This window comes from Mesorhizobium temperatum (genome assembly GCF_002284575.1).
In the GTDB taxonomy this organism is placed as follows: Bacteria; Pseudomonadota; Alphaproteobacteria; order Rhizobiales; family Rhizobiaceae; genus Mesorhizobium; species Mesorhizobium temperatum.
This window is the reverse complement of record NZ_NPKJ01000068.1, coordinates 338,870-357,240: the sequence shown is the minus strand read 5'-3', so window position 1 is coordinate 357,240 and position 18,371 is coordinate 338,870. Positions and strand designations below refer to the sequence as shown.

18 protein-coding genes are annotated in these 18,371 nt (G+C 63.9%); 7 read left to right on the top strand and 11 right to left on the bottom strand.

Annotation, left to right across the window (positions count from 1 at the left end; genetic code table 11):
• Positions 1 to 37: 37 nt before the first annotated feature.
• Both CIT26_RS28100 and CIT26_RS28095 read left to right on the top strand, forming a co-directional pair.
• Positions 38 to 517, top strand: a complete 480-nt coding sequence (locus CIT26_RS28100) for a tellurite resistance TerB family protein (protein WP_095495563.1) — start codon at positions 38 to 40, stop codon at positions 515 to 517.
• An 11-nt stretch (positions 518 to 528) separates the two neighbouring features.
• A complete protein-coding gene (locus CIT26_RS28095; protein ID WP_095495562.1) occupies positions 529 to 1,245 on the top strand; it encodes a glutamine amidotransferase in 717 nt (238 codons plus the stop codon).
• Positions 1,246 to 1,472: 227 nt separating this feature from the next.
• Here CIT26_RS28095 and CIT26_RS28090 read toward each other — a convergent pair whose 3' ends face one another.
• Positions 1,473 to 2,288: an oxidoreductase gene (locus CIT26_RS28090; RefSeq protein ID WP_095495790.1), complete on the bottom strand. Its 816-nt coding sequence runs from the start codon at positions 2,286 to 2,288 to the stop codon at positions 1,473 to 1,475.
• Between the two features lie 95 nt (positions 2,289 to 2,383).
• Complete coding sequence (locus tag CIT26_RS28085; protein WP_095495561.1) at positions 2,384 to 2,740, bottom strand: hypothetical protein; 357 nt, start codon at positions 2,738 to 2,740, stop codon at positions 2,384 to 2,386.
• Between the two features lie 206 nt (positions 2,741 to 2,946).
• Between CIT26_RS28085 and CIT26_RS28080 the strand changes: the two genes are divergently transcribed.
• On the top strand, positions 2,947 to 3,378 hold the full coding sequence (locus CIT26_RS28080) for a winged helix-turn-helix transcriptional regulator (RefSeq protein ID WP_095495560.1): 432 nt from the start codon (positions 2,947 to 2,949) through the stop codon (positions 3,376 to 3,378).
• 65 nt (positions 3,379 to 3,443) lie between these two features.
• Here the strand turns inward: CIT26_RS28080 and CIT26_RS28075 are convergent, their stop codons facing one another.
• The 6 genes from CIT26_RS28075 to CIT26_RS28050 form a co-directional block, all read right to left on the bottom strand.
• Entirely contained in the window at positions 3,444 to 4,682 is a 1,239-nt protein-coding gene (locus CIT26_RS28075; RefSeq protein WP_095495559.1) for an MFS transporter, read from the bottom strand.
• Between the two features lie 272 nt (positions 4,683 to 4,954).
• Positions 4,955 to 5,416 (bottom strand): Ros/MucR family transcriptional regulator, encoded by a 462-nt coding sequence (locus CIT26_RS28070; RefSeq protein WP_095495558.1) that lies wholly within the window; start codon positions 5,414 to 5,416, stop codon positions 4,955 to 4,957.
• Positions 5,417 to 5,563: 147 nt separating this feature from the next.
• Positions 5,564 to 6,268 (bottom strand): ROK family protein, encoded by a 705-nt coding sequence (locus CIT26_RS28065; protein WP_095495789.1) that lies wholly within the window; start codon positions 6,266 to 6,268, stop codon positions 5,564 to 5,566.
• Positions 6,269 to 6,285: 17 nt separating this feature from the next.
• Entirely contained in the window at positions 6,286 to 7,662 is a 1,377-nt protein-coding gene (gene zwf / locus CIT26_RS28060) for a glucose-6-phosphate dehydrogenase (RefSeq protein WP_095495557.1), read from the bottom strand.
• A gap of 16 nt (positions 7,663 to 7,678) precedes the next feature.
• Complete coding sequence (gnd, locus tag CIT26_RS28055) at positions 7,679 to 8,695, bottom strand: phosphogluconate dehydrogenase (NAD(+)-dependent, decarboxylating) (RefSeq protein ID WP_095495556.1); 1,017 nt, start codon at positions 8,693 to 8,695, stop codon at positions 7,679 to 7,681.
• Positions 8,696 to 8,815: 120 nt separating this feature from the next.
• Positions 8,816 to 11,218 carry a glucan 1,4-alpha-glucosidase gene (locus tag CIT26_RS28050; RefSeq protein WP_095495788.1) on the bottom strand — a complete coding sequence of 801 codons (2,403 nt, stop codon included), beginning with the start codon at positions 11,216 to 11,218 and terminating at the stop codon, positions 8,816 to 8,818.
• Between the two features lie 200 nt (positions 11,219 to 11,418).
• On the opposite strand from CIT26_RS28050, the gene CIT26_RS28045 reads away from it, so the two are divergent.
• From CIT26_RS28045 to CIT26_RS28030, 4 genes are read left to right on the top strand one after another with little or no spacing between them, the layout of a single operon-like run.
• Complete coding sequence (locus CIT26_RS28045) at positions 11,419 to 12,432, top strand: substrate-binding domain-containing protein (RefSeq protein ID WP_095495555.1); 1,014 nt, start codon at positions 11,419 to 11,421, stop codon at positions 12,430 to 12,432.
• A 49-nt stretch (positions 12,433 to 12,481) separates the two neighbouring features.
• Complete coding sequence (locus CIT26_RS28040; RefSeq protein WP_095495554.1) at positions 12,482 to 13,951, top strand: ATP-binding cassette domain-containing protein; 1,470 nt, start codon at positions 12,482 to 12,484, stop codon at positions 13,949 to 13,951.
• Position 13,952: 1 nt separating this feature from the next.
• Positions 13,953 to 14,933: an ABC transporter permease gene (locus tag CIT26_RS28035; RefSeq protein WP_167391551.1), complete on the top strand. Its 981-nt coding sequence runs from the start codon at positions 13,953 to 13,955 to the stop codon at positions 14,931 to 14,933.
• Positions 14,934 to 14,936: 3 nt separating this feature from the next.
• Entirely contained in the window at positions 14,937 to 15,884 is a 948-nt protein-coding gene (locus CIT26_RS28030; RefSeq protein ID WP_095495552.1) for an ABC transporter permease, read from the top strand.
• Positions 15,885 to 15,920: 36 nt separating this feature from the next.
• Here the strand turns inward: CIT26_RS28030 and CIT26_RS28025 are convergent, their stop codons facing one another.
• From CIT26_RS28025 to CIT26_RS28015, 3 genes are all read right to left on the bottom strand, one after another.
• The gene (locus CIT26_RS28025) at positions 15,921 to 17,429 is read right to left on the bottom strand and encodes an aldehyde dehydrogenase family protein (RefSeq protein ID WP_095495551.1); all 1,509 of its coding nucleotides are present in this window, start codon (positions 17,427 to 17,429) and stop codon (positions 15,921 to 15,923) included.
• A 162-nt stretch (positions 17,430 to 17,591) separates the two neighbouring features.
• Positions 17,592 to 17,936 (bottom strand): cupin domain-containing protein, encoded by a 345-nt coding sequence (locus CIT26_RS28020; RefSeq protein WP_095495550.1) that lies wholly within the window; start codon positions 17,934 to 17,936, stop codon positions 17,592 to 17,594.
• 24 nt (positions 17,937 to 17,960) lie between these two features.
• Positions 17,961 to 18,311 (bottom strand): cupin domain-containing protein, encoded by a 351-nt coding sequence (locus CIT26_RS28015; RefSeq protein WP_095495549.1) that lies wholly within the window; start codon positions 18,309 to 18,311, stop codon positions 17,961 to 17,963.
• Positions 18,312 to 18,371: the final 60 nt, after the last annotated feature.

Sequence of the window (18,371 nt, the reverse complement as noted above, 5' to 3'; positions counted from 1 at the left end):
AGCTTGATAGTTTTGGCCGATGGGAAGTAAGAATCACATGTTCGAACGCGTTCTGTCGTTTCTGAAGGACCTGCCGGCAGCTGGCAGCGCCCGCAACAACGCCGATGATCCGCGCGTTGCCGCATCCGCCCTTCTCTACCATGTGATGAGTGCCGACGGCGTGCGTCAGGATGCCGAATGGGAGCGGTTCAAGGCGGTGCTGGCGGAAAGCTATTCGATCAGCGGCGACGAGCTCGACGCGCTTGCCGCTGCCGGCGAGCGGGCCGACAATGAGGCGATCGACCTCTACGCCTTCACCAGCGTGTTGAAGCGCCAGCTCGATCCAGACGCGCGAAAAGCCTTCATCGGCCTGATGTGGGAAATCGTCTACGCCGATGGTGAATTGCACGAACTCGAGGACAATATCGTCTGGCGGGTCGCCGAGCTGATCGGCGTCGAACGCCACGACCGCGTCGAGGCACGCCGCAAGGCGGCCGCCGAAGCGCCGGGCGCCACTGGAACGTCGAGCGACGAATAGACGGGATCCCGATGCCATCCATGCCGAGGCCGAGACCAAAAATCCTGATCGTGCTGCATCAGGAGAGTTCGAGCCCCGGGCGCGTCGGCCACATGCTTATCGAAGAAGGCTTCGACCTCGATCTCCGCTGCCCGCCGCTCGGCGACACCTTGCCGGAAACACTGGACGGTCACGCCGGAACCGTGGTGTTCGGCGGACCGATGAGCGCCAATGACGAGGACGATTTTGTCCGCCGCGAGACCGACTGGCTGAAAGTTCCGCTCAGGGAGAACCGGCCGTTGCTCGGCATCTGCCTCGGCGCGCAGATGCTGGTCAACCACCTTGGCGGCAAGGTCGAGGGTCATGGCGAGGGGCTGGTTGAGATCGGCTGGTATCCGCTGAAGGCGACGGAGGACGGCAAGAAGCTGATGCACTGGCCTGAGATGGTCTACCAGTTTCACCGCGAGGGCTTCTCGCTGCCGAAGGACGCGACACTGCTGGCGACGGCCGAAACCTATCCCAACCAGGCCTTTCGTTATGGCGACAATGCCTGGGGCATCCAGTTCCATGGCGAACTGACCAGGGCGATGATGCAGCGCTGGGTCGTTCGCGGCGCACATCGCTTCGAGTTGCCCGGCGCGCAGCCCGGCCGCGACCATCTCGGTGGCCGGCTGATCTGGGACATGCATCTCAAACGCTGGCTCGGTGAATTCCTGCAGACGATTTTCGGCAGGCGCGCGCTGTCCTGATCTAGTTTCCGTTTATAAACGCAAACTATTGATCTAATTTTGTAAATCGCCGTTTTTGGCGGACGAGGCCATGCGGCTTCAGGTATCCGGATTCGTGCCACCGATTCCAAGTCCTGCCACCGCCGGAGCCGACAATGGGCGACGAGTTGCGTCAAGGCCGCCTGCCGAAGCGACAGCAGCCTGCTGTGGCCTGCCGGCTCGACCGAAGCAGGACGCCATTGTCGACGTCAGACCGGCAGCCCGTTCTGCTTTCGCAGGCTCTTGTCGAAGGCGGATGCCGGGACGAAACGGCGCAGGAAACTGACCTGGCGCGCCATTTTTCCCGCCGGGTAGCGCCTTTTCGGAACGGATTCGGTCGCTGCTTTCAACACCGTACTGGCTACAATTTCGGGAGCATCGCCTGCTTCTATCGCTTTGCGCAGGATCACATCCATGCCAGCGCGCGCAGCATCATAGACTTCAAGCAACTGGTCCGGCCTGGCGAGATTTTCCTCAAACGACGTCCGGGTATAGGCGGGCTCGACCAACACGACGCGAATTCCGAAAGGGCGCAGTTCGTGGTCGAGCGATTCGGAATAACCTTCGATGGCATGTTTGGTCGACGCATAGAGCGCGGAATAGGGGGCTGGGATTAACCCCAATACCGAACTCAAATTGACGATCCTGCCCGTTCCTTGACGGCGCATTGTCGGCAGAACCGCGTTGGTCATGCGGAGCACGCCGAAGACGTTCACGTCGAACAGCGCCTGAGCCTGGACTGTCGAGGACTCCTCGGCGCCGCCGAGCAAGCCGATGCCGGCATTGTTGACGAGCAGGTCGATACGCCCGGCTTCGGCCAACACGTCATCGACCAGTTTCGCCACCGACGCGTCGTCGGTGACGTCGCAGGTCAGCATGGTAACGCCGTCGGATCGTTCGGCGACCGCGCGACGGCTGGTTCCGAACACGCGAAAGCCGGCGGTTTGCAAAGCAATGGCCGTTGCGCGCCCGATGCCGGTGGATGCCCCTGTCACCAGGGCGACGCCAGGATTGGTCTTGTTCATGGAAGTCACTTCTTTCTTTGTGGTTGGATTGGCGGCTGCAGGCATGCGCGCCAAATGGAGATGTGGCGCACGCCCCAGCGATCCGATGAGAGGCATTACTCGGCAATGGCCCCAGTTCGCTGGTTGGACACCGACCCCAGCTCGGTGACGGTAAGCTTGTCGCCGGAGCGCGAAATCTCGAGGCTTTGCTCAGGTTCGCCCAATTTCCGCGGCACGGATATCGTAGCCGATTGCCCTTCGGCGAGCGTGGCCGAGAAGCGCACCGGGACCCCGGCCTCACCATCGGCTATCGTTGCGATCACCCGATAGCCGTCATTTTCGTCGGTGTAGTGTAAGACGCCGCGAAAACCGCCGAGATCGATACTCTCCCCGGCCATGACCGACAGCTCGCCGGCATGCAACGGAGACGCGGCCAGGAAGAATGCCGCCACGCCACCGATGAGGTTGATCATTGCGACGCTCCGTTTGGATGATGCCGATCTCGGCTGGCCCGCGGCGACATGATGTGCAGATTGCACGCGCTGACGGTTGCGTTCCGGATGGGGGACGCCAAGGTTGGTCCTGTTCATGGAAGTCACTCCTTTCTTTGTGCTGGATTGCATTTCAAAAGGACGCTACTATCATTTCGATATGAAGTCACTATCAAAATGATATTAACATGAAAAATCTTTCCGATGCCTCTTGCCCGATCGCCCGCGGCCTGACCTGCGTCGGCGATGCGTGGAGCATGTTGATCCTTCGCGACGCGAGCCTGGGCCTCACCCGCTTCGACGAGTTTCGGAAAAGTCTGGGTATCGCCCCAACCATCCTGACCCGGCGGCTGGCGACGCTGACGGAGGAGGGACTTCTGGAAAAGCGACGCTACTCGGAGCGGCCTCCGCGCGATGAGTACGTGCTGACCGCCGCCGGCCGCGATTTCTTGCCGGTGCTGATCTTACTGGGGGCGTGGGGACGCCGGTACCGTGGCGAAGGCAGGTTGGCGCGATACATCGACGCTGAGACAGGCGCAGAAATCGAGCCGGTGGCCGTGGATGCCGTCACAGGGGCAAAGATCGGCACCCGCCCGATTCGCGTTGCTACACCCGAATAGCATCCGTCCGCGTCGATGAGAGCTGAGACGTCGCAGGGCCTGCGCCTGGATCAGTATGCCCTGGATCAGTTTCGCCCGTTGAGGTGGCGCACCTTGCGCAGTTGCGGGAACAGCATCGCCCACAGCCCGGCGACAACGACTGCCCCGGCGCCGCCGATCACCACCGCGGGCACGGTGCCGATCAATGCCGCCATGGTGCCGGCGCGGAATTCGCCGAGCTCGTTGGAGGCGCCGACGAAAACCTGATTGACGGCGTTGACGCGGCCGCGCACCTGATCCGGCGTCCACAGCTGGATCAGGGTCTCGCGGATGTAGACGCTGAACATATCGGTGGCGCCGAGCAAGGCGAGCGCTGCGATCGACAGCCAGGTGATAGTGGAAAGGCCGAACAGCACGGTAAAGGCGCCGAACAGCGCGACGAAGCCGAGCATGACCACGCCGGCGTGGTTGCGGATCGGATGTCCGGCCAGCCAGATGGCAACGCAGATGGCGCCGATGCCCGGTGCCGAACGCAACAATCCCAGGCCCCAAGGGCCGAGTTCTAGGATGTCGCGCGCGTAGACCGGCAGCAGTGCCGTGGCGCCGGACAAAAGCACGGCGAACAAATCGAGCGAAATGGCGCCGAGCACGATCTTTTCGCTCCAGATATAGCCGAAGCCGGCAAACAGGGTCTGCATCGTCGGCCTGTCGGTCTCGCTGCGCTGGGCAGGCTTCGGGATGCTGAAGACCAGCACCGCGGCGACAAACATCAGAACGGCTGCGGTGCCGTATGCCGCTTCCGCCGAAAGCCCGTAGAGCAGGCCGCCGGCGACCGGTCCGACGATGGTCGCCGTCTGCCAGGCTGACGAATTCCAGGCGATCGCGTTGCCGAAATCCTCAGGTGGCACGAGGTTGGCGAACAGCGACGCTGCCGCTGGTCCGAAGAAGGCGCGCGCGATGCCGAACATGGCGAGCACTCCGAAGATCAACCCCGGCCCGCTAAGGCCGCGCAGCGTTAGCAGCAGCAGCGCCAACGCGCAGATCGCCTCCAGCAGTGCGGTCAGCGCCATGATCAGGCGGCGGCCGAAACGGTCGGCGACCACCCCGGTGACCAACACCAGCAGCAGCGAAGGCAGGAACTGGACAATGCCGACAAGGCCGAGATCGAATGGATCGCGGGTCAGGTCGTACACCTGCCAGCCGACGGCGACGGATACGATCTGGGTGGCGAATGTGGAGAGGAAGCGTGCCGCCCAATAACTCAGGAAGGGTTTGTGCCGGAAGGCGGCATAGCGCCGGTCGGGCGATGTCTGTTCGGCTGTCATTTGTGAATGGCCCCGACGAGATTGTGTATGGCCGGCGGGGCTCTTCCACGAAGGGCGCTGGTCCGACCCCAGCGCTTTTAGCGCAGTTCGCTGCGGGGCGCGCAAAAAATCGGCTCTGGATCAAGGATTTCCAGGCTACCATGCTAATTGCATGGGGCAAACGCGCTCGGCGGAGGTGGAGAGGCTATTGCGCGCGCAGATCGAGTTCCTTCGCGCCCCCTCTCTGTCCCGCAATCTTCGAAGCTTGCGTTCGCTGGGCTTCGAACGACGTGTCAGACCGTGGCCTTGGGCTTCCTGGTCTTCTTGACCGGCGCCGGCGGGGCGGCCTTGCGGCCAAGGCCGATCGCCTTCGCCAGTTGCGAGCGCGAGGCCGCATAGGTGGGGGCAACCATCGGATAGTCGGCCGGCAAGCCCCATTTGGCGCGGTAGGCATCCGGCGTCAGCCCGAAATGGACGCCGATATGGCGTTTCAGGGATTTGAACTTCTTGCCGTCTTCGAGGCAGATGATGTAGTCCGGCGTCACCGATTTCTTAGGATTGACCGCGGGGATCAGCGGCGCTGCCACCGGAGCGGCGGGTTGTCCGAGTCCACTTATCGACGCGCTGACGCTGGCGATGAGATCGCCGAGGCCGGAAGCGGGCAAGCGGTTCTTCTCGACGTAAGCGGACACGATATGAGCGGTCAGCTCGAGAAGGTCGATGTCCTTGCGGGCCTTGTTGCTGTCGTCGGTCAATCTATTTTCTCCGTTAGTGGGGTCGCAGAATTCCTAGTCGGCAAATCTGCGTAACGCAATGACGCCGCACCACGCCACACATTATTTTGAATAACAATACTAACGGCCGGACCAGATCAACAGGTCTGACCCCAAGCTGCTATAATATCACACAATCAGGGATTTGTCGCGCCACAGTCGAAATCCACCTTCGAAGGCGCGTGTGTTGTCGCCGCGCCTGCAACCGGCAGGCAATTCGTCTAGTTTGTCGACATTGCCGCCGCCGATGACCACATAGTCAGGCTGCATGGCGGCGCGCAGCCGCTCGATGACGTCGAAGACGTGTTTGCGCCATTTCTTCTTGCCGCGCTTTTCAAAACCGCGTTCGCCTACATAGTCCTCGAAGCTGCCGCCCTTCTTGTAGGGAAGATGGGCGAGTTCCATCGGCTGGGCGACGTTGTCGACGATCATCGCCGCACCCAGGCCCGTTCCCAGACCCAGGAACAGCATGCGCCCGCCCTCGTAGCTGCCGACGGCCTGCATCAGCGCGTCGTTGACGATTTTCACCGGCTTGCCGAACTGCGTTGCGAAGTCGCATCCCACCCAGCCCTTGCCGAGGTTGGCGGGTTCGGTCAGCGGCCTGTTGTGGTGCACCGGGCCGGGATATCCTATCGAGATGACGTCATAGCGCAAGTCATCGGCGAGCGTCTGCACAGAATCGATCATCTGCTGCGGCGTCAGGCCGGGTCCGGAATCGGTTCTGCGCTCCTCGCCGCCGGCACTGGTGAGGATCTTGACATGGGAGCCGCCAATATCGATCGCAAGCACGATCTTTTCGCTGTCCTGTGCCGGCTTTTTCGCCGCTTTAGCCATTGCGTCGCCTTTCGAGTTCATTTTGCCGGATTGATCCAGCCGTTCGGCGGTCCGAACCCGGCCATCGCATCGGTGGGCCCCCATGTCCCCGGCTCATAGCGCTGAGGCGGCGTGGTGTCGCCGAGCACCGGGCCGACGATCCGCCAGGCGAGCTCGCTGGCATCCTGGCGGGTGAACAACTGGCCGTTGCCGTTCATGGCGTCGCCGATCAGCCGCTCATAGGCCGGCATGTCGCCCTTGCTGTCGTCGAGCGCGGTGAGTTCGACCTGCTCGCCGATCATGTCGTCACCGGCAGCCTTGCGCTGGGCGCCGATCGAGATCGCCACCTGCGGGTCGATGCGGAAGCGCACGTAGTTGGCGTCGCCCGGTTTGATCGGGTCGAAGACGTCGAGCGGCGGCCGCTTCAGCCGGACAATGACCTCGGTGGCGTGCACCGGCATTGATTTGCCGGCGCGGATGAAGAAGGGGACGTCCTGCCAGCGCCAGGTGTCGACGAAAAACCGCACCGCCGCGAAGGTCTCGACCGGCGAGTATGGCGCGACGCCCGGCTCGCTGAGATAGCCTTTGAATTGGCCGCGCACGACATCGTCTTTGGTCAGTGTCCGGATCGCCCGCAGCACCTGTACCTTCTCGTCGATCAGATCGTCGGCCGAGCGACCAACGGGCGGCTCCATGGCAAGCAGCAGCAGGATGTTGAGCAGATGATTCTCGATGACGTCGCGGATGCAGCCGACCTCGTCGTAGAAGCGGCCGCGGCCCTCGACGCCGAAATCCTCGGCCATGGTGATCTGCACGCTCTCGACGAAATTGCGGTTCCAGATCGGCTCGAGGAAGGAATTGGCGAAGCGGAAATAGAGCAGGTTCTGGATCGCCTCCTTGCCGAGATAGTGGTCGATGCGAAAGATCGACTGCTCGTCGAATACCAGGTGCAGGACCCGGTTCAGCCAGCGCGCCGATTGCAGATCGTGACCGAAAGGCTTTTCCACCATCAGGCGCGCGCCCTGGGCTGCGCCCGACTGCTCCAGCCCCTGGATGACCGTCTCGAACATGGTCGGCGGCACCGCCAGATAGTGCAGCGGGTGCTGCGCGGTTCCGAGCGCGCTTTTCAGCTTCTCGAAAGTCGCGGCGCTACGGTAGTCGCCGCTGACATAACGAAGCAGCGACGCAAGTTTCGCGAAGATCTTTTCGTCGACCTTGCCGATGGCCTTGACGATGCCGTCGCGGGCGCGCGCCTGCAACTGCTTCAGGTCCCAGGCGTCGAAAGCGACGCCGATCACCGGCTCGGTCAGCGTTCCCTTGGCGACCATGGCATAAAGTGCCGGGAAGATCTTCTTGTGGGCGAGATCGCCGGTCGCCCCGAAAAGCACCAGCGTGTCGGACCGTTCCTGGTTCATGAGCGTGTCTTCCCGGTCACGAGTCGGTCTTCGGCTTTTCGACATGGCCGCCAAAGGCATAGCGCATGGCGGACAGGAGCTTGTCGGCGAATTCGGATTCGCCTTGCGAGGAGAACCGGTCGAACAGGGCCGAGGACAGAACCGGCGCCGGCACGCCGGTGTCGATCGCCGCCTTCAGCGTCCAGCGGCCTTCGCCGGAATCCGAAACCCGTCCGCCGAATTGCGTCAGCCCCGAATCGGCCTTCAATACGCCGGCCGTCAGATCGAGCAGCCAGGAGCCGATGACGCTGCCATGCCGCCAGACCTCGGCAACCTGGGCGATATCGATGTCGAACTGGTAGTATTGCGGGTTTTCCAATGGACTGGTTTCGGCGTCGGCCGTCCGCTGTCTCTTGCCCGCATTCGCCGACCTCAGGATGTTCATGCCCTCGGCATAGGCGGCCATGACGCCGTACTCGATGCCGTTGTGGACCATCTTGACGAAATGGCCGGCGCCGCTCGGTCCGCAGTGGAGATAGCCGAAGGGGGCCGTTCCTGCATCCTTGCCGGGGGCGGACCCACCGGCGTCGGCGCCCGGCGCCAGGGTGGCGAAGACCGGATCGAGATGCTGGACCGCGCTGTCGGGGCCGCCGATCATCAGGCAATAGCCGCGTTCGAGGCCCCAGACGCCGCCGCTGGTGCCGACATCGACGTAGTTCAAGCCTTTCAATGCCAGGCGCGCTGCATGGTCGACAGCCTCGTGATAATAGGAATTGCCGCCGTCGATGATGATATCGCCCTGCTCCATCAGGTCGGCCACCTGGTCGACGATCCGGCTGGTGATCGCCGCCGGCAGCATCAGCCAGGCGCTGCGCGGCTTGGTCAGCTTGCCGACGAACTCCTCCATCGAAGCCGCTCCGATCGCGCCAGCCGTCACAAGGGCTGCAACGCTGGCCGGGTTGATGTCGTAGACCACACATTCGTGACCATCGCGCAGCAGGCGCCGCACCATGTTGGCGCCCATCCTGCCCAGTCCCATCATTCCGATCTGCATGTTTCTCGTCCTGGTTCTTGAGGGATAGAAGATCTACTGGCTCTATCGTTGGAGCATGACCTTTTCCGAAAACCGGTTGCCACTTTTCGCTAACGCGGACCTTCGGTTCGGGATCATGCTCTAGTCCAGCTTGTCGATACCGACGGAAAAGTCGACATTCTCCCAACGGCCGGCATCGGGCCAGAAAAAAGTAAAGACGATCATATTGCCCGGCGGAACATCGGCAACGGGCAGATCCGTGAGATGGATGCCGAAGGCGTTCTCGATCGTCGCGGCGTCATGGATGGTCGCCCAAGCGTCGCTGCTCCAATGGACCACCGCCCGGGCCAGCAGTTCGATGCGCAGCATCTTGCCGGCGGGCATGGTGCGGACCTTGTGGTTGAAGCGCCATGTCCGGCGCGGCGCCACGGTCCCGTCCTCGATGTAGCGCTTCACGCTTTGCGGCGGCATGTCGAAGACGGCGCCGTCACTGAGCGAACGCAGCAGCTTGATGTGCTCCGAATGTGCCCAGACCAGCGGCATGGCGCTGCCCGACGGTCCACCGTGCCGCAGTTCGCGTTCCGGCATGTCGAGACCATCCCAGACCTGCTCGGGCATCAGGCCGCTAGGCCCGGCCGAGCCTTCGAACGTCTTGAGCAGGCTCGCTGCTTTGTCCTTGCGCCCCGCCGCCAGTTCGTAATGGGCGCGCTCGCCGACCAACAGCGGCCAGGGCCGGCCCTGGCCGGTCCCGTCGAAGGGCGCGCCGTCGGCATGTTCGCCATAGCCGTCGCCGGTATAGCGATACCAGACGGGCCCCTGCGGCAGGTCGCAGCGCAGCCGCGCGTCGATGACCTTGACTGTGTCGACGATACGCGGATCGTCGGCGGCCCTGAGGCCGAAGCGGACGAGCGCCAGCGCATCCGGGCTGACGATCGCCTCGGCCGGCCGGTCCGCGTCGCCGGGCGGCCGGTTTTTGATCGGCACATAGCCGTCCTTCGGCGAGGCCGCACCGGCGGTGTCGGGCGGTGCGATGCGGACGTAGTAGCCTTCGATGCCGACCTCTTCGCAGAGGGAAGTGCCGGCGACATAGGTCCAGCGCTCGATCTGGTCGTTCCAGACATCGGCGGTTTCACGCAGATAGTTTGCCGGCTCTCGTTTGTCACAAATTTCGAACATGTCCGCCGCGGCGAGCAGGGCAGCGATTTCGACGGCAAGCGTGAACGGGCTGTAGCCGGCATCCTCCTCCCAGCGGTCCTCGCCGGTAACCGGGCCATTGCGCACGACGTAAGAAGCGGCGCGTTCGACCATCGGCATGAAGGCGAGCAACCTGGCGCAAGGCAGGTGCCCAGCCCGGCGCAGCGCGTCTGCGAGCAGCAGTGGGAAGGCGCATTCGTCCATCTGGATGCCGCGCCAATAGGCAGACCCGTCGAGCCAAGCGTTCTGCGGCCAATGGCCGTCAGGCTGCTGGATGGAGCGGAGATAAGCGAGGATCTCAAGCGCTTGCGCCGGATCGCCGGCGGCCAGGAAGCCGCCCGCGGTTTCGACCAGATCGCGCGGCCAGACCAGATGATAGCCGCCGAGATCGTCGTCGCCCATGCTGAAGCCCCATGGGATCGACAGGCTGGCGACGGCCGCTCCGTCGGATGAGCGGTGTGTCGCCAGAACCGCAGTGCTGACGCGATAGGTGTTGATCCCTGCTATATGCCGGTCCAACGGCAGCAAGCTAGCCTGCCAATCCCGCCATTTCTCGGCATAAGATTTGGCTGCTGGCGCAAAGCCTCGCTTCAGGCTGGCGGAAGCATTTTCCGCCGCCTCTTGCGGCGTCGTTCCGAAACCCAGCGCCAGCAGCGCCTTGGTGGTTGAGGGCGAAAAGCCGATCTCGCCGGTCAGCGCGACATTGCCGTCTTCGGCCCTGCGGCAGGCCGGGTCGAGCCGGCCGCCGCGACGGAGCTGCTGCCAGCCGTCGGAGACACCGACATAGCCGGCGGAGCATGCTCCCCAGGGCAGCGACGAGGCGAGCGCCAGGCAGACGCCACGTCCCGATGCAAACAGGACAGTCTTTCCCTCGTAGTCGGCGACCCAGGCGGTGTTGGCCATGCCGGCGTTGACCAGATGCGGCGCCAGCAGTGCGTAGACGCGGTGGTCGGCAACCGCGCCTGTCAGCAGCGTGAAGCTGATTTCCTGCAGCAAAGCGGGACGTTCCGGATCCGTAACGATACGCTTTTCGATCCGGTAGGTGCCATCGGCGGCGGTGTTGACCAGCCTGTAGGCGGGCACCCCATCCTCGAACGGCTCGACGCTGTGCACGGCATCGCGCTTTTCTTCCGAGAAATAGCCGCCGGGGCCGGTGACGACCAGCCCCATGTCGCGGGTGCAGGCGCTGTCGAGGCCGGGATAATAGACCTCGTTGAGAATGCCGTGGCTGATCGTGAACCAGATAGGGCAGGCCGGAGACAGCGCGGTTCCGACCCCGCTCTTGGCGCTTGACGTCCAGCGCGCCGGAATTCCGGGTGCGCCCAGCGCATCAGTCGGCGTCGGTGCCATCTCGATTTCGGTCTCCTGCCCCACCCCTAGACCAGGAGCCGAACGCTTTTCAATCATCGCACCGCAAGTTGATCGTCAAACCGTCACCGATCGCTGTTGACAAGTGCGCCCATCTAAATTTGTCTGACAATATTGAAACGAGGGTCGTCATAACAGCCACCAGCAGCCAACAACGACCAGCAATCATGGGAGGATAACACATGAAGAAGATACTCGTCTTGAGTGCCCTGGCGGCGATGCTCGCGTCAGGCGCCGCGCTTGCCGACACCAGCGACAAGAAGATCGCATTTTCCAACAACTATGCCGGCAATTCATGGCGGCAGGCGATGCTCAACAGCTATGCCATCGTCACCAAAAAAGCGGTCGCCGACGGGGTGGTCGCCGCCGCAGACATTTTCACGACGGCCGACAAGGAGGTGCCGACCCAGGCAGCCCAGGTCCAGAACCTGATCCTGCAAGGCTATGACGCCATCGTCATCAACGCCGCCTCGCCGGACGCGCTCAACGGCGCTGTCAAGCAGGCCTGCGATGCCGGCATCGTCGTTGTCTCCTTCGACGGCATCGTCACCGAGCCCTGCGCTTATCGCGTGGTCGTCGACTTCAAGGACATGGGCAGGCAGGAGGTCGAGCAGATGGCCAAGTTCCATCCCGAGGGCGGCAATCTGCTGGAAATCCGCGGCCTTGCCGGCACGTCGATCGACGACGCCATCCATGCCGGAATCCTGGAGGGCGTCGCCGCCCATCCCGAGTTCAAGATCGTCGGTTCGGTGACCGGCGACTGGGATCAGACCACGGCACAGAAGGCGGTCGCGACGATCCTGCCGTCGCTGCCGGAAATCGTCGGCGTCGTCGATCAGGGCGGCGACGGCTATGGCGCGGCACAAGCGTTCGCCGCCGCCGGCAAACCGCGCCCGACCATCATCATGGGCAACCGTCAGGATGAGTTGCAGTGGTGGAAGGAACAGAAGGACAAGGACGGCTACCAGACCTGGTCGGCATCCATCGCGCCGGGCGTGTCTTCGCTGGCCTTCTGGGTGGCGCAGCAGGTGCTCGACGGCCGCACGGATGTGCCACATGACCTGTTGGTGCCATACCTCGCCTTCACCCAGGATACCTTCGAGGCCGAGTTGCCGAACATCCCCAAGGGCGGCGTCGCCAGCCACGAATACACGCAGGAAGACGCCATCGCGGCCATCAAAGCCAACATCAAGTGAGCATGGCACATCCAATGCCGCACGCGTCGCCGACCGGATATCGCTAGGGATGCCCGAGGCCGGCGCAGACATCATCAGGCTGGACGGCGCCGAAAAACATTTCGGCGCGGTCCGGGCGCTCGCCGGCGTCGATTTCCACGTCCGAGCCGGTGAATGCGTCGGTCTCGTCGGCCACAATGGCGCTGGCAAGTCGACACTGATGCACATGCTGTCGGGCACACTTGTCCCCGACAGCGGTCGGATCACGGTGCGTGGCGGCATCGAGGGCAATTATTCGGTGCCGCGCGCCCAACAGCTCGGCATACGCTGCGTGTTCCAGGAACTCTCGCTGTGCCCGAATCTCAGCATCGCCGAGAACGCGCGCATCAACCACCCGGCGCTGCGCGGCCTCGGCTGGCGGCGCAAGGCGGCCGATCTCATCGCGGCCAAGCTCGACGAGATATTCCCTGGCCACAGCATCTCCGCCTCCGATGTCGCCAGCGACCTTTCCATCGGCAGGCGGCAGATGGTCGAGGTGGCGCGTGCCTTCACGGTGACGCAGGATCCGCTCGAACTGGTCATCCTCGACGAGCCGACATCCTCGCTCGACGCGCATACGGCCGGCCAGTTGCTGGCCTTCGTCAGGCGCTTTGTCGCCGGGGGCAAGAGCTGCATCCTGATCTCGCATGTTCTGGGCGAGGTGCTCGGAAATGCCGACCGCATCGTGGTGATGCGCGACGGCAAGGTCGTTGCGTCAGACGCGGCGAAGGCTTTCGACCGCGACAGGCTGGTGACGACCATGGGTGGAGCGGAAGCGCGTGAGAAGATCGCGGCCGAAATCGCGACCCAAAAGCCGGAGACCGGCCCGTTACGGGTCCGGGCCCGGCCGGCGCGGCAAGAGGACGGCAACGAACTTGTGGCGCATGCCGGCGAGATCATCGGCCTTGCCGGGCTGGCCGGCCATGGACAGACCGACCTGCTGCTGGCGATCTTCGCCGCCGCGGCGCGCTCTAAAACCGGCATCGAGGTCACCGCGCCGGTGGCGCTGGTGGCTGGCGACCGCCAGTCGGACGGGATTTTCCCGCAATGGTCGATTGCGCAAAACATCGGCATCCGTTCGCTGGCACGATTGCGCAACGGCCTGCTGATCTCGCCGCAGCGCGAAGCCGAGCTCGCAACTTTTTGGCAAAAAAAGATCGGCATCCGCACGCCCGACATGAACAACAACATCTATTCGCTGTCCGGCGGCAGCCAGCAGAAGGCCCTGTTTGCCCGGGCGCTCGGTTCCGACGCGAAGATCGTGCTGATGGACGACCCGATGCGCGGCGTCGATATCGGCACCAAGCTCGAGGTCTACGACCTTGTGCGCGAAGAGGCTGGCCGCGGCCGTACCTTCCTCTGGTACACCACGGAAACCGAAGAGCTCGACAATTGCCACCAAGTCTATGTCTTCAAGAACGGCCGGATCGTCGCCAACCTTGGTCGCGACGAGCTGACGGAGGAAAAGATCATCCAGTCCTCGTTCGGCGATGCGGCCTGAGATGACGGCAGCACCCGTCGAGACCGGCCCCAAGAGTTCTTCCGAGCGCAGCGCGCTGGCGCGGGCGCGCCTGCTGCGCGGGCTGCTGCCGGCATTGTCGCTGGTGCTGGTGCTGCTGGCGATCGCCTGGCTCAACCCGCGCGCCATCAGCTATTTCGGCTTCAGCCTGATGCTTAACCTGGCGATCCCGATCGCGTTGGCGACGATCGCGCAGATGTTCGTCATCGCCGGCAACGAGCTGGACCTGTCGATCGGCACGTTCGTCGGTTTCGTCGGCTGCGTCACGGCGACGTGGCTGAAGGACGCGCCGCTGGTCGGCGTCGCGATCCTGCTCGGATCGATCGGCGTCTATGCGCTGCTCGGCGCGCTGATCCACTTGCGCAATCTGCCTTCGATCGTGGTGACGCTCGGCATGAGTTTTGTCTGGCAGGGCCTCGCCATCCTCATCCTGCCGAAGCCCGGCGGCAAGGCGCCGGACTGGCTGCTGTCGCTGATGGCCTTCAAGCCGCCTTTTGTTCCCTTTCCGATCATCGCGGCGCTGCTGATCGCGGCGGTCGTTCATTTCGGGCTGATGCGAACCTCCTATGGCGTCATCCTGCGCGGATCGGGCGGCAATGCCGCGGCCCTCAGCCGTGCCGGCTGGTCGCTGCTCAAGACCAAGGTCGTGCTGTTCGCATTGACCGGCCTGTTCGGCGTTTTGTCCGGCATGGCCCTGATCGGCATCACCACCTCGGGCGATGCCAATATCGGCAATGGCTATACGCTGCTTTCGATCGCCGGAGTCATCCTCGGCGGCGGCGAATTCGTCGGCGGCCGGGTGTCGCCGATCGGCGCGGTGATCGGCGCGCTGACGTTGGCGCTGTCGGCGTCGCCGCTGCTGACCTTCATGCACATTCCGCCCGACTGGCAGGTGGCCGCCAATGGCGCGATCCTGATCATCGTGCTGGCGGCCCGGGTGCTGATCAGCCGCAGGGAGAGGTGAGCGATGGCCTCGTTGCGGTTGCTGCTCGCCAAACCCTGGATCTGGTCCTTCATCGGCGCGCTGCTGGTGTGGCTGGCGACGGTCGCCTTCACCGGCGGCTATGGCGGCGGCGGCATGATCACGGCGGCACTTTCGCTCGCCGTCTTCACCGTCATCGTCGGTGTCGGCCAGATGTTCGTCATCACGCTCGGGCCGGGCAACGTCGACCTGTCGCTGCCGGCCAATATCGGCCTCGCCAGCGCCGTCGCCATGAAGGTGATGGACGGCAACGATTCGATGATCGCCGTCGGGCTGCTGGCGGCGCTGGCCTGCGGCATGGCGATCGGCGCCGCCAATTATCTCTTGATCTGGGCGCTGCGCATTCCGCCGATCATCGCCACTCTGTCGGCCAGCTTCATCATCCAGTCGATCGACATCAGCTACGGACGCGGCTTGCAGATCAAGCCGCCGCCAGGCTTCGCCGATTTCACCAACCGGCAGATTCTTGGTATTCCGGTGCTGGCGATCCTCACCGTGCTGTTCACCATCGGCGCTGCGATCGCGCTGCAGCGCATGATCTATGGCCGTTCGGTGCTGGCGATCGGCCAGAACATCCGCGCGGCGTGGCTGGCCGGCGTCAATGTCGGCCGCATCCGCTTTCTTACCTACACGCTGTCGGGCGCGCTCGGCGGCCTCGACGGAGCGCTGCTCGCCGGCTATTTCCGCGGCGCCAATGTCGATATCGGCAATGAGTACCTGCTGGCCTCGATCGCCGTCGTCGTCATCGGCGGCACGTCGGTGGCGGGTGGCAAGGCCAACGTGCCGGGTGTCTGGGGCGCGGCCCTGTTCCTGGTGCTGCTGCTGACCATGCTCAACACGTTCGGCGTCAGCGCCGGCGTCCGGCTGCTGCTGACCGGATTGATCATCGTCGGCGTCATCACCGCCGCGGGCGGCCAGAAGGCGTTGCGCTGAAGTGGCGGCCCTTGGCGGCGCTGACCCTGTGTCATCTCATACGTGCTTGCGTCCGCCAGATTCGCGGAACCAGCTGTCGGGGTAGGGGTACCACCAGCCCTGGATCGCTGGCTTGTGGTCGATGATCACCATCTTCGAGCGGCGGAAGGCATCCAGCCCCTGGCGCCCAAGCTCGCGGCCGAGGCCCGACGCCTTCCAGCCACCGAACGGCAGCGCGTCATTGTCGATCAGCGGATTGTTGATCCAGACCATGCCGGCCTCGAGCCGCTCCGCAGCCTCATGCGCTTCGGCGAGATCGGTGGTGAAGACCGAGGCGCCGAGCCCGAACGGGCTATCATTGGCAAGCGCTATCGCCTCATCGAAATCCTTGACCCGGCAGATCGCGGCGACCGGCCCGAAACACTCTTCGCGCACGATCGCCATATCAGGCGTGACGCCGGCCAAGATCGTCGGCTCGTAGAACCAGCCGACATTATGCGCCGGTGGAATGCGCCCGCCGGTGACCGCCTTGGCGCCGCTGCGGATCGCATCATCGACCAGCCGCATGACTTTCGCCCGCGCCGCCTCGCTGACCAGCGGTCCGATCTCGGTCTTGTCCAGCCCGTTGCCAATGCGCAGCGCACGTGTCTTCTCGGCAAACAGCTCGACAAAACGGTCGTGAACGGCATCGACGACAAAGAACCGTTCGGCCGAGGTGCAGACCTGGCCGGTGAGGTGGAACGCGGCGGTGACGCTGCCGGCCGCCGCCACCTCCAGCGGGGCGTGTTGGCTGATGATCAGCGGATCGCTGCCGCCGGCCTCGATAACGCAAGGCTTCATGCGTTCGGCGCAAGCGACGGCTACAGCCTTGCCGGCGGCGACCGAGCCGGTGAAGGCGACCGCATGGGTGCGGTCGGAAGCGATCAGCGCCTGGGCGGTGGCCGCCCCGCCGGGCAGGCAGGAGACCAGGCCTTCAGGCAGAGGACGAAACACGGTCATGTAATCCAGCGTCGACAGTGTCGTCGCCTCGGCCGGCTTGATCACGCAGGCATTGCCGGCGGCGAGCGAGGCGGCGACGGTCCAGCACATCAACAGGATCGGGAAATTGTAGGGCATGATGTGCACGGACGTGCCGTAAGGCTCGTAGCGCGCATATTGGAACGAGCCGGTCTGCGTCGTGCCGGCAATCTTGCCGGCGTCGTCACGCGCCATTTCGGCGTAGTAGCGGAAGATCGGTGCACAGTTGGCGATCTCGCCGATGGCTTCCGGATAGGGCTTGCCCATCTCGCGCACCATCAGCTCGGCGCAGCGCGTGAAGTCGGCCGCCTCGATGGCGTTGGCGACTGCGTGCAGATGCCTGGCACGGCTCTTGGCGTCGAGTTTTTTCCACGCCGCCTGCGCCTTGGTCGCCGCGGTCAGCATGGCGTCGACCTCGCCATCGCTGGCTGCGGTAATCGCGCCGACGGTTTCCAGCGTCGCCGGATCGATCACCGGTTTTGCCGCACCGGTCATCGGCCGATAGTCCGGATTGACGAAGAAGGTCGGCCGGTCAGGTGAAAAGTCCATTCTGTCCTCTCGTGTGTGCAGAGCCTTTTTGAGAATTCGCCCTGCCGAGACAGATGACGTGGTTTTCGAGAACCGAAGCGGAGCGGACGTCGGAGTCCGTGAGCATCGGAAGCGGAGAAAACCGCGTCAGGTGTCCGGCAGGGGTAGAATTATCGAGAAGGCTCAGCGGATCATGTAGACCTTCTTGACGGTCTCGTGGACGGTGCAGACGCCTTTCCAGTCCTGCGGAAAGAACGCTGCGGTGTCCGGTTCGATCTCGATCACCTCGCCGGATTCGTGGACATAGGTGCAGCTGCCTTCGAGGAAATGGCAGAACTCGTCGCGGGTGACGTGGCAGTGCCATTTGCCCGGCGTGCAGACCCACAGCCCGCATTCGGAGCGGCCCTCAGGTCCCTTGTGCAGCAGCTTGCCGGAGGTGCGGGATCCTCCCTCGATCATGGTGGGGATGACGCCCCAGTCGACGAGGTCGGTGAGGGCGAGCGGCGATTTCATGATCGGTGCCGGCATGTCGTAAAGCTCCAGTGGCTGGCTTCAGGCCAGCATGTAAATGTTGCGGATGGTCTCGTGGACGGTGCATTCGCCCGCCCAGCCGGCCGGGAACATGACCACCGTGGCGGCGGAGACGTCTATCACCTCGCCGTCGTCCGATCGGTAGGTCGCGCGGCCGGCAACGAAATGGCACAATTCGTCGCGCGGGATCGCCAGCCGCCAGCGGCCGGGCGTGCAGACCCAGATGCCGGATTCCGGCTGGTTGTTCGGCCCCTTGTGCACCAGCCTGCCGGTGGAGTACGAAGCGCCTTCCAGCGCATCCGGCTGTGCGCCCCAGTCGACGAGGTCGGTGCGGGTCGAGGCTTGGTGGAGATGCGGCGCGGAGGAGGTCATGCGGGTGCTCCGCCGGCGCGATGCTCATTTTCGAGGTGGCTACGCTCTACGGCAGGACAG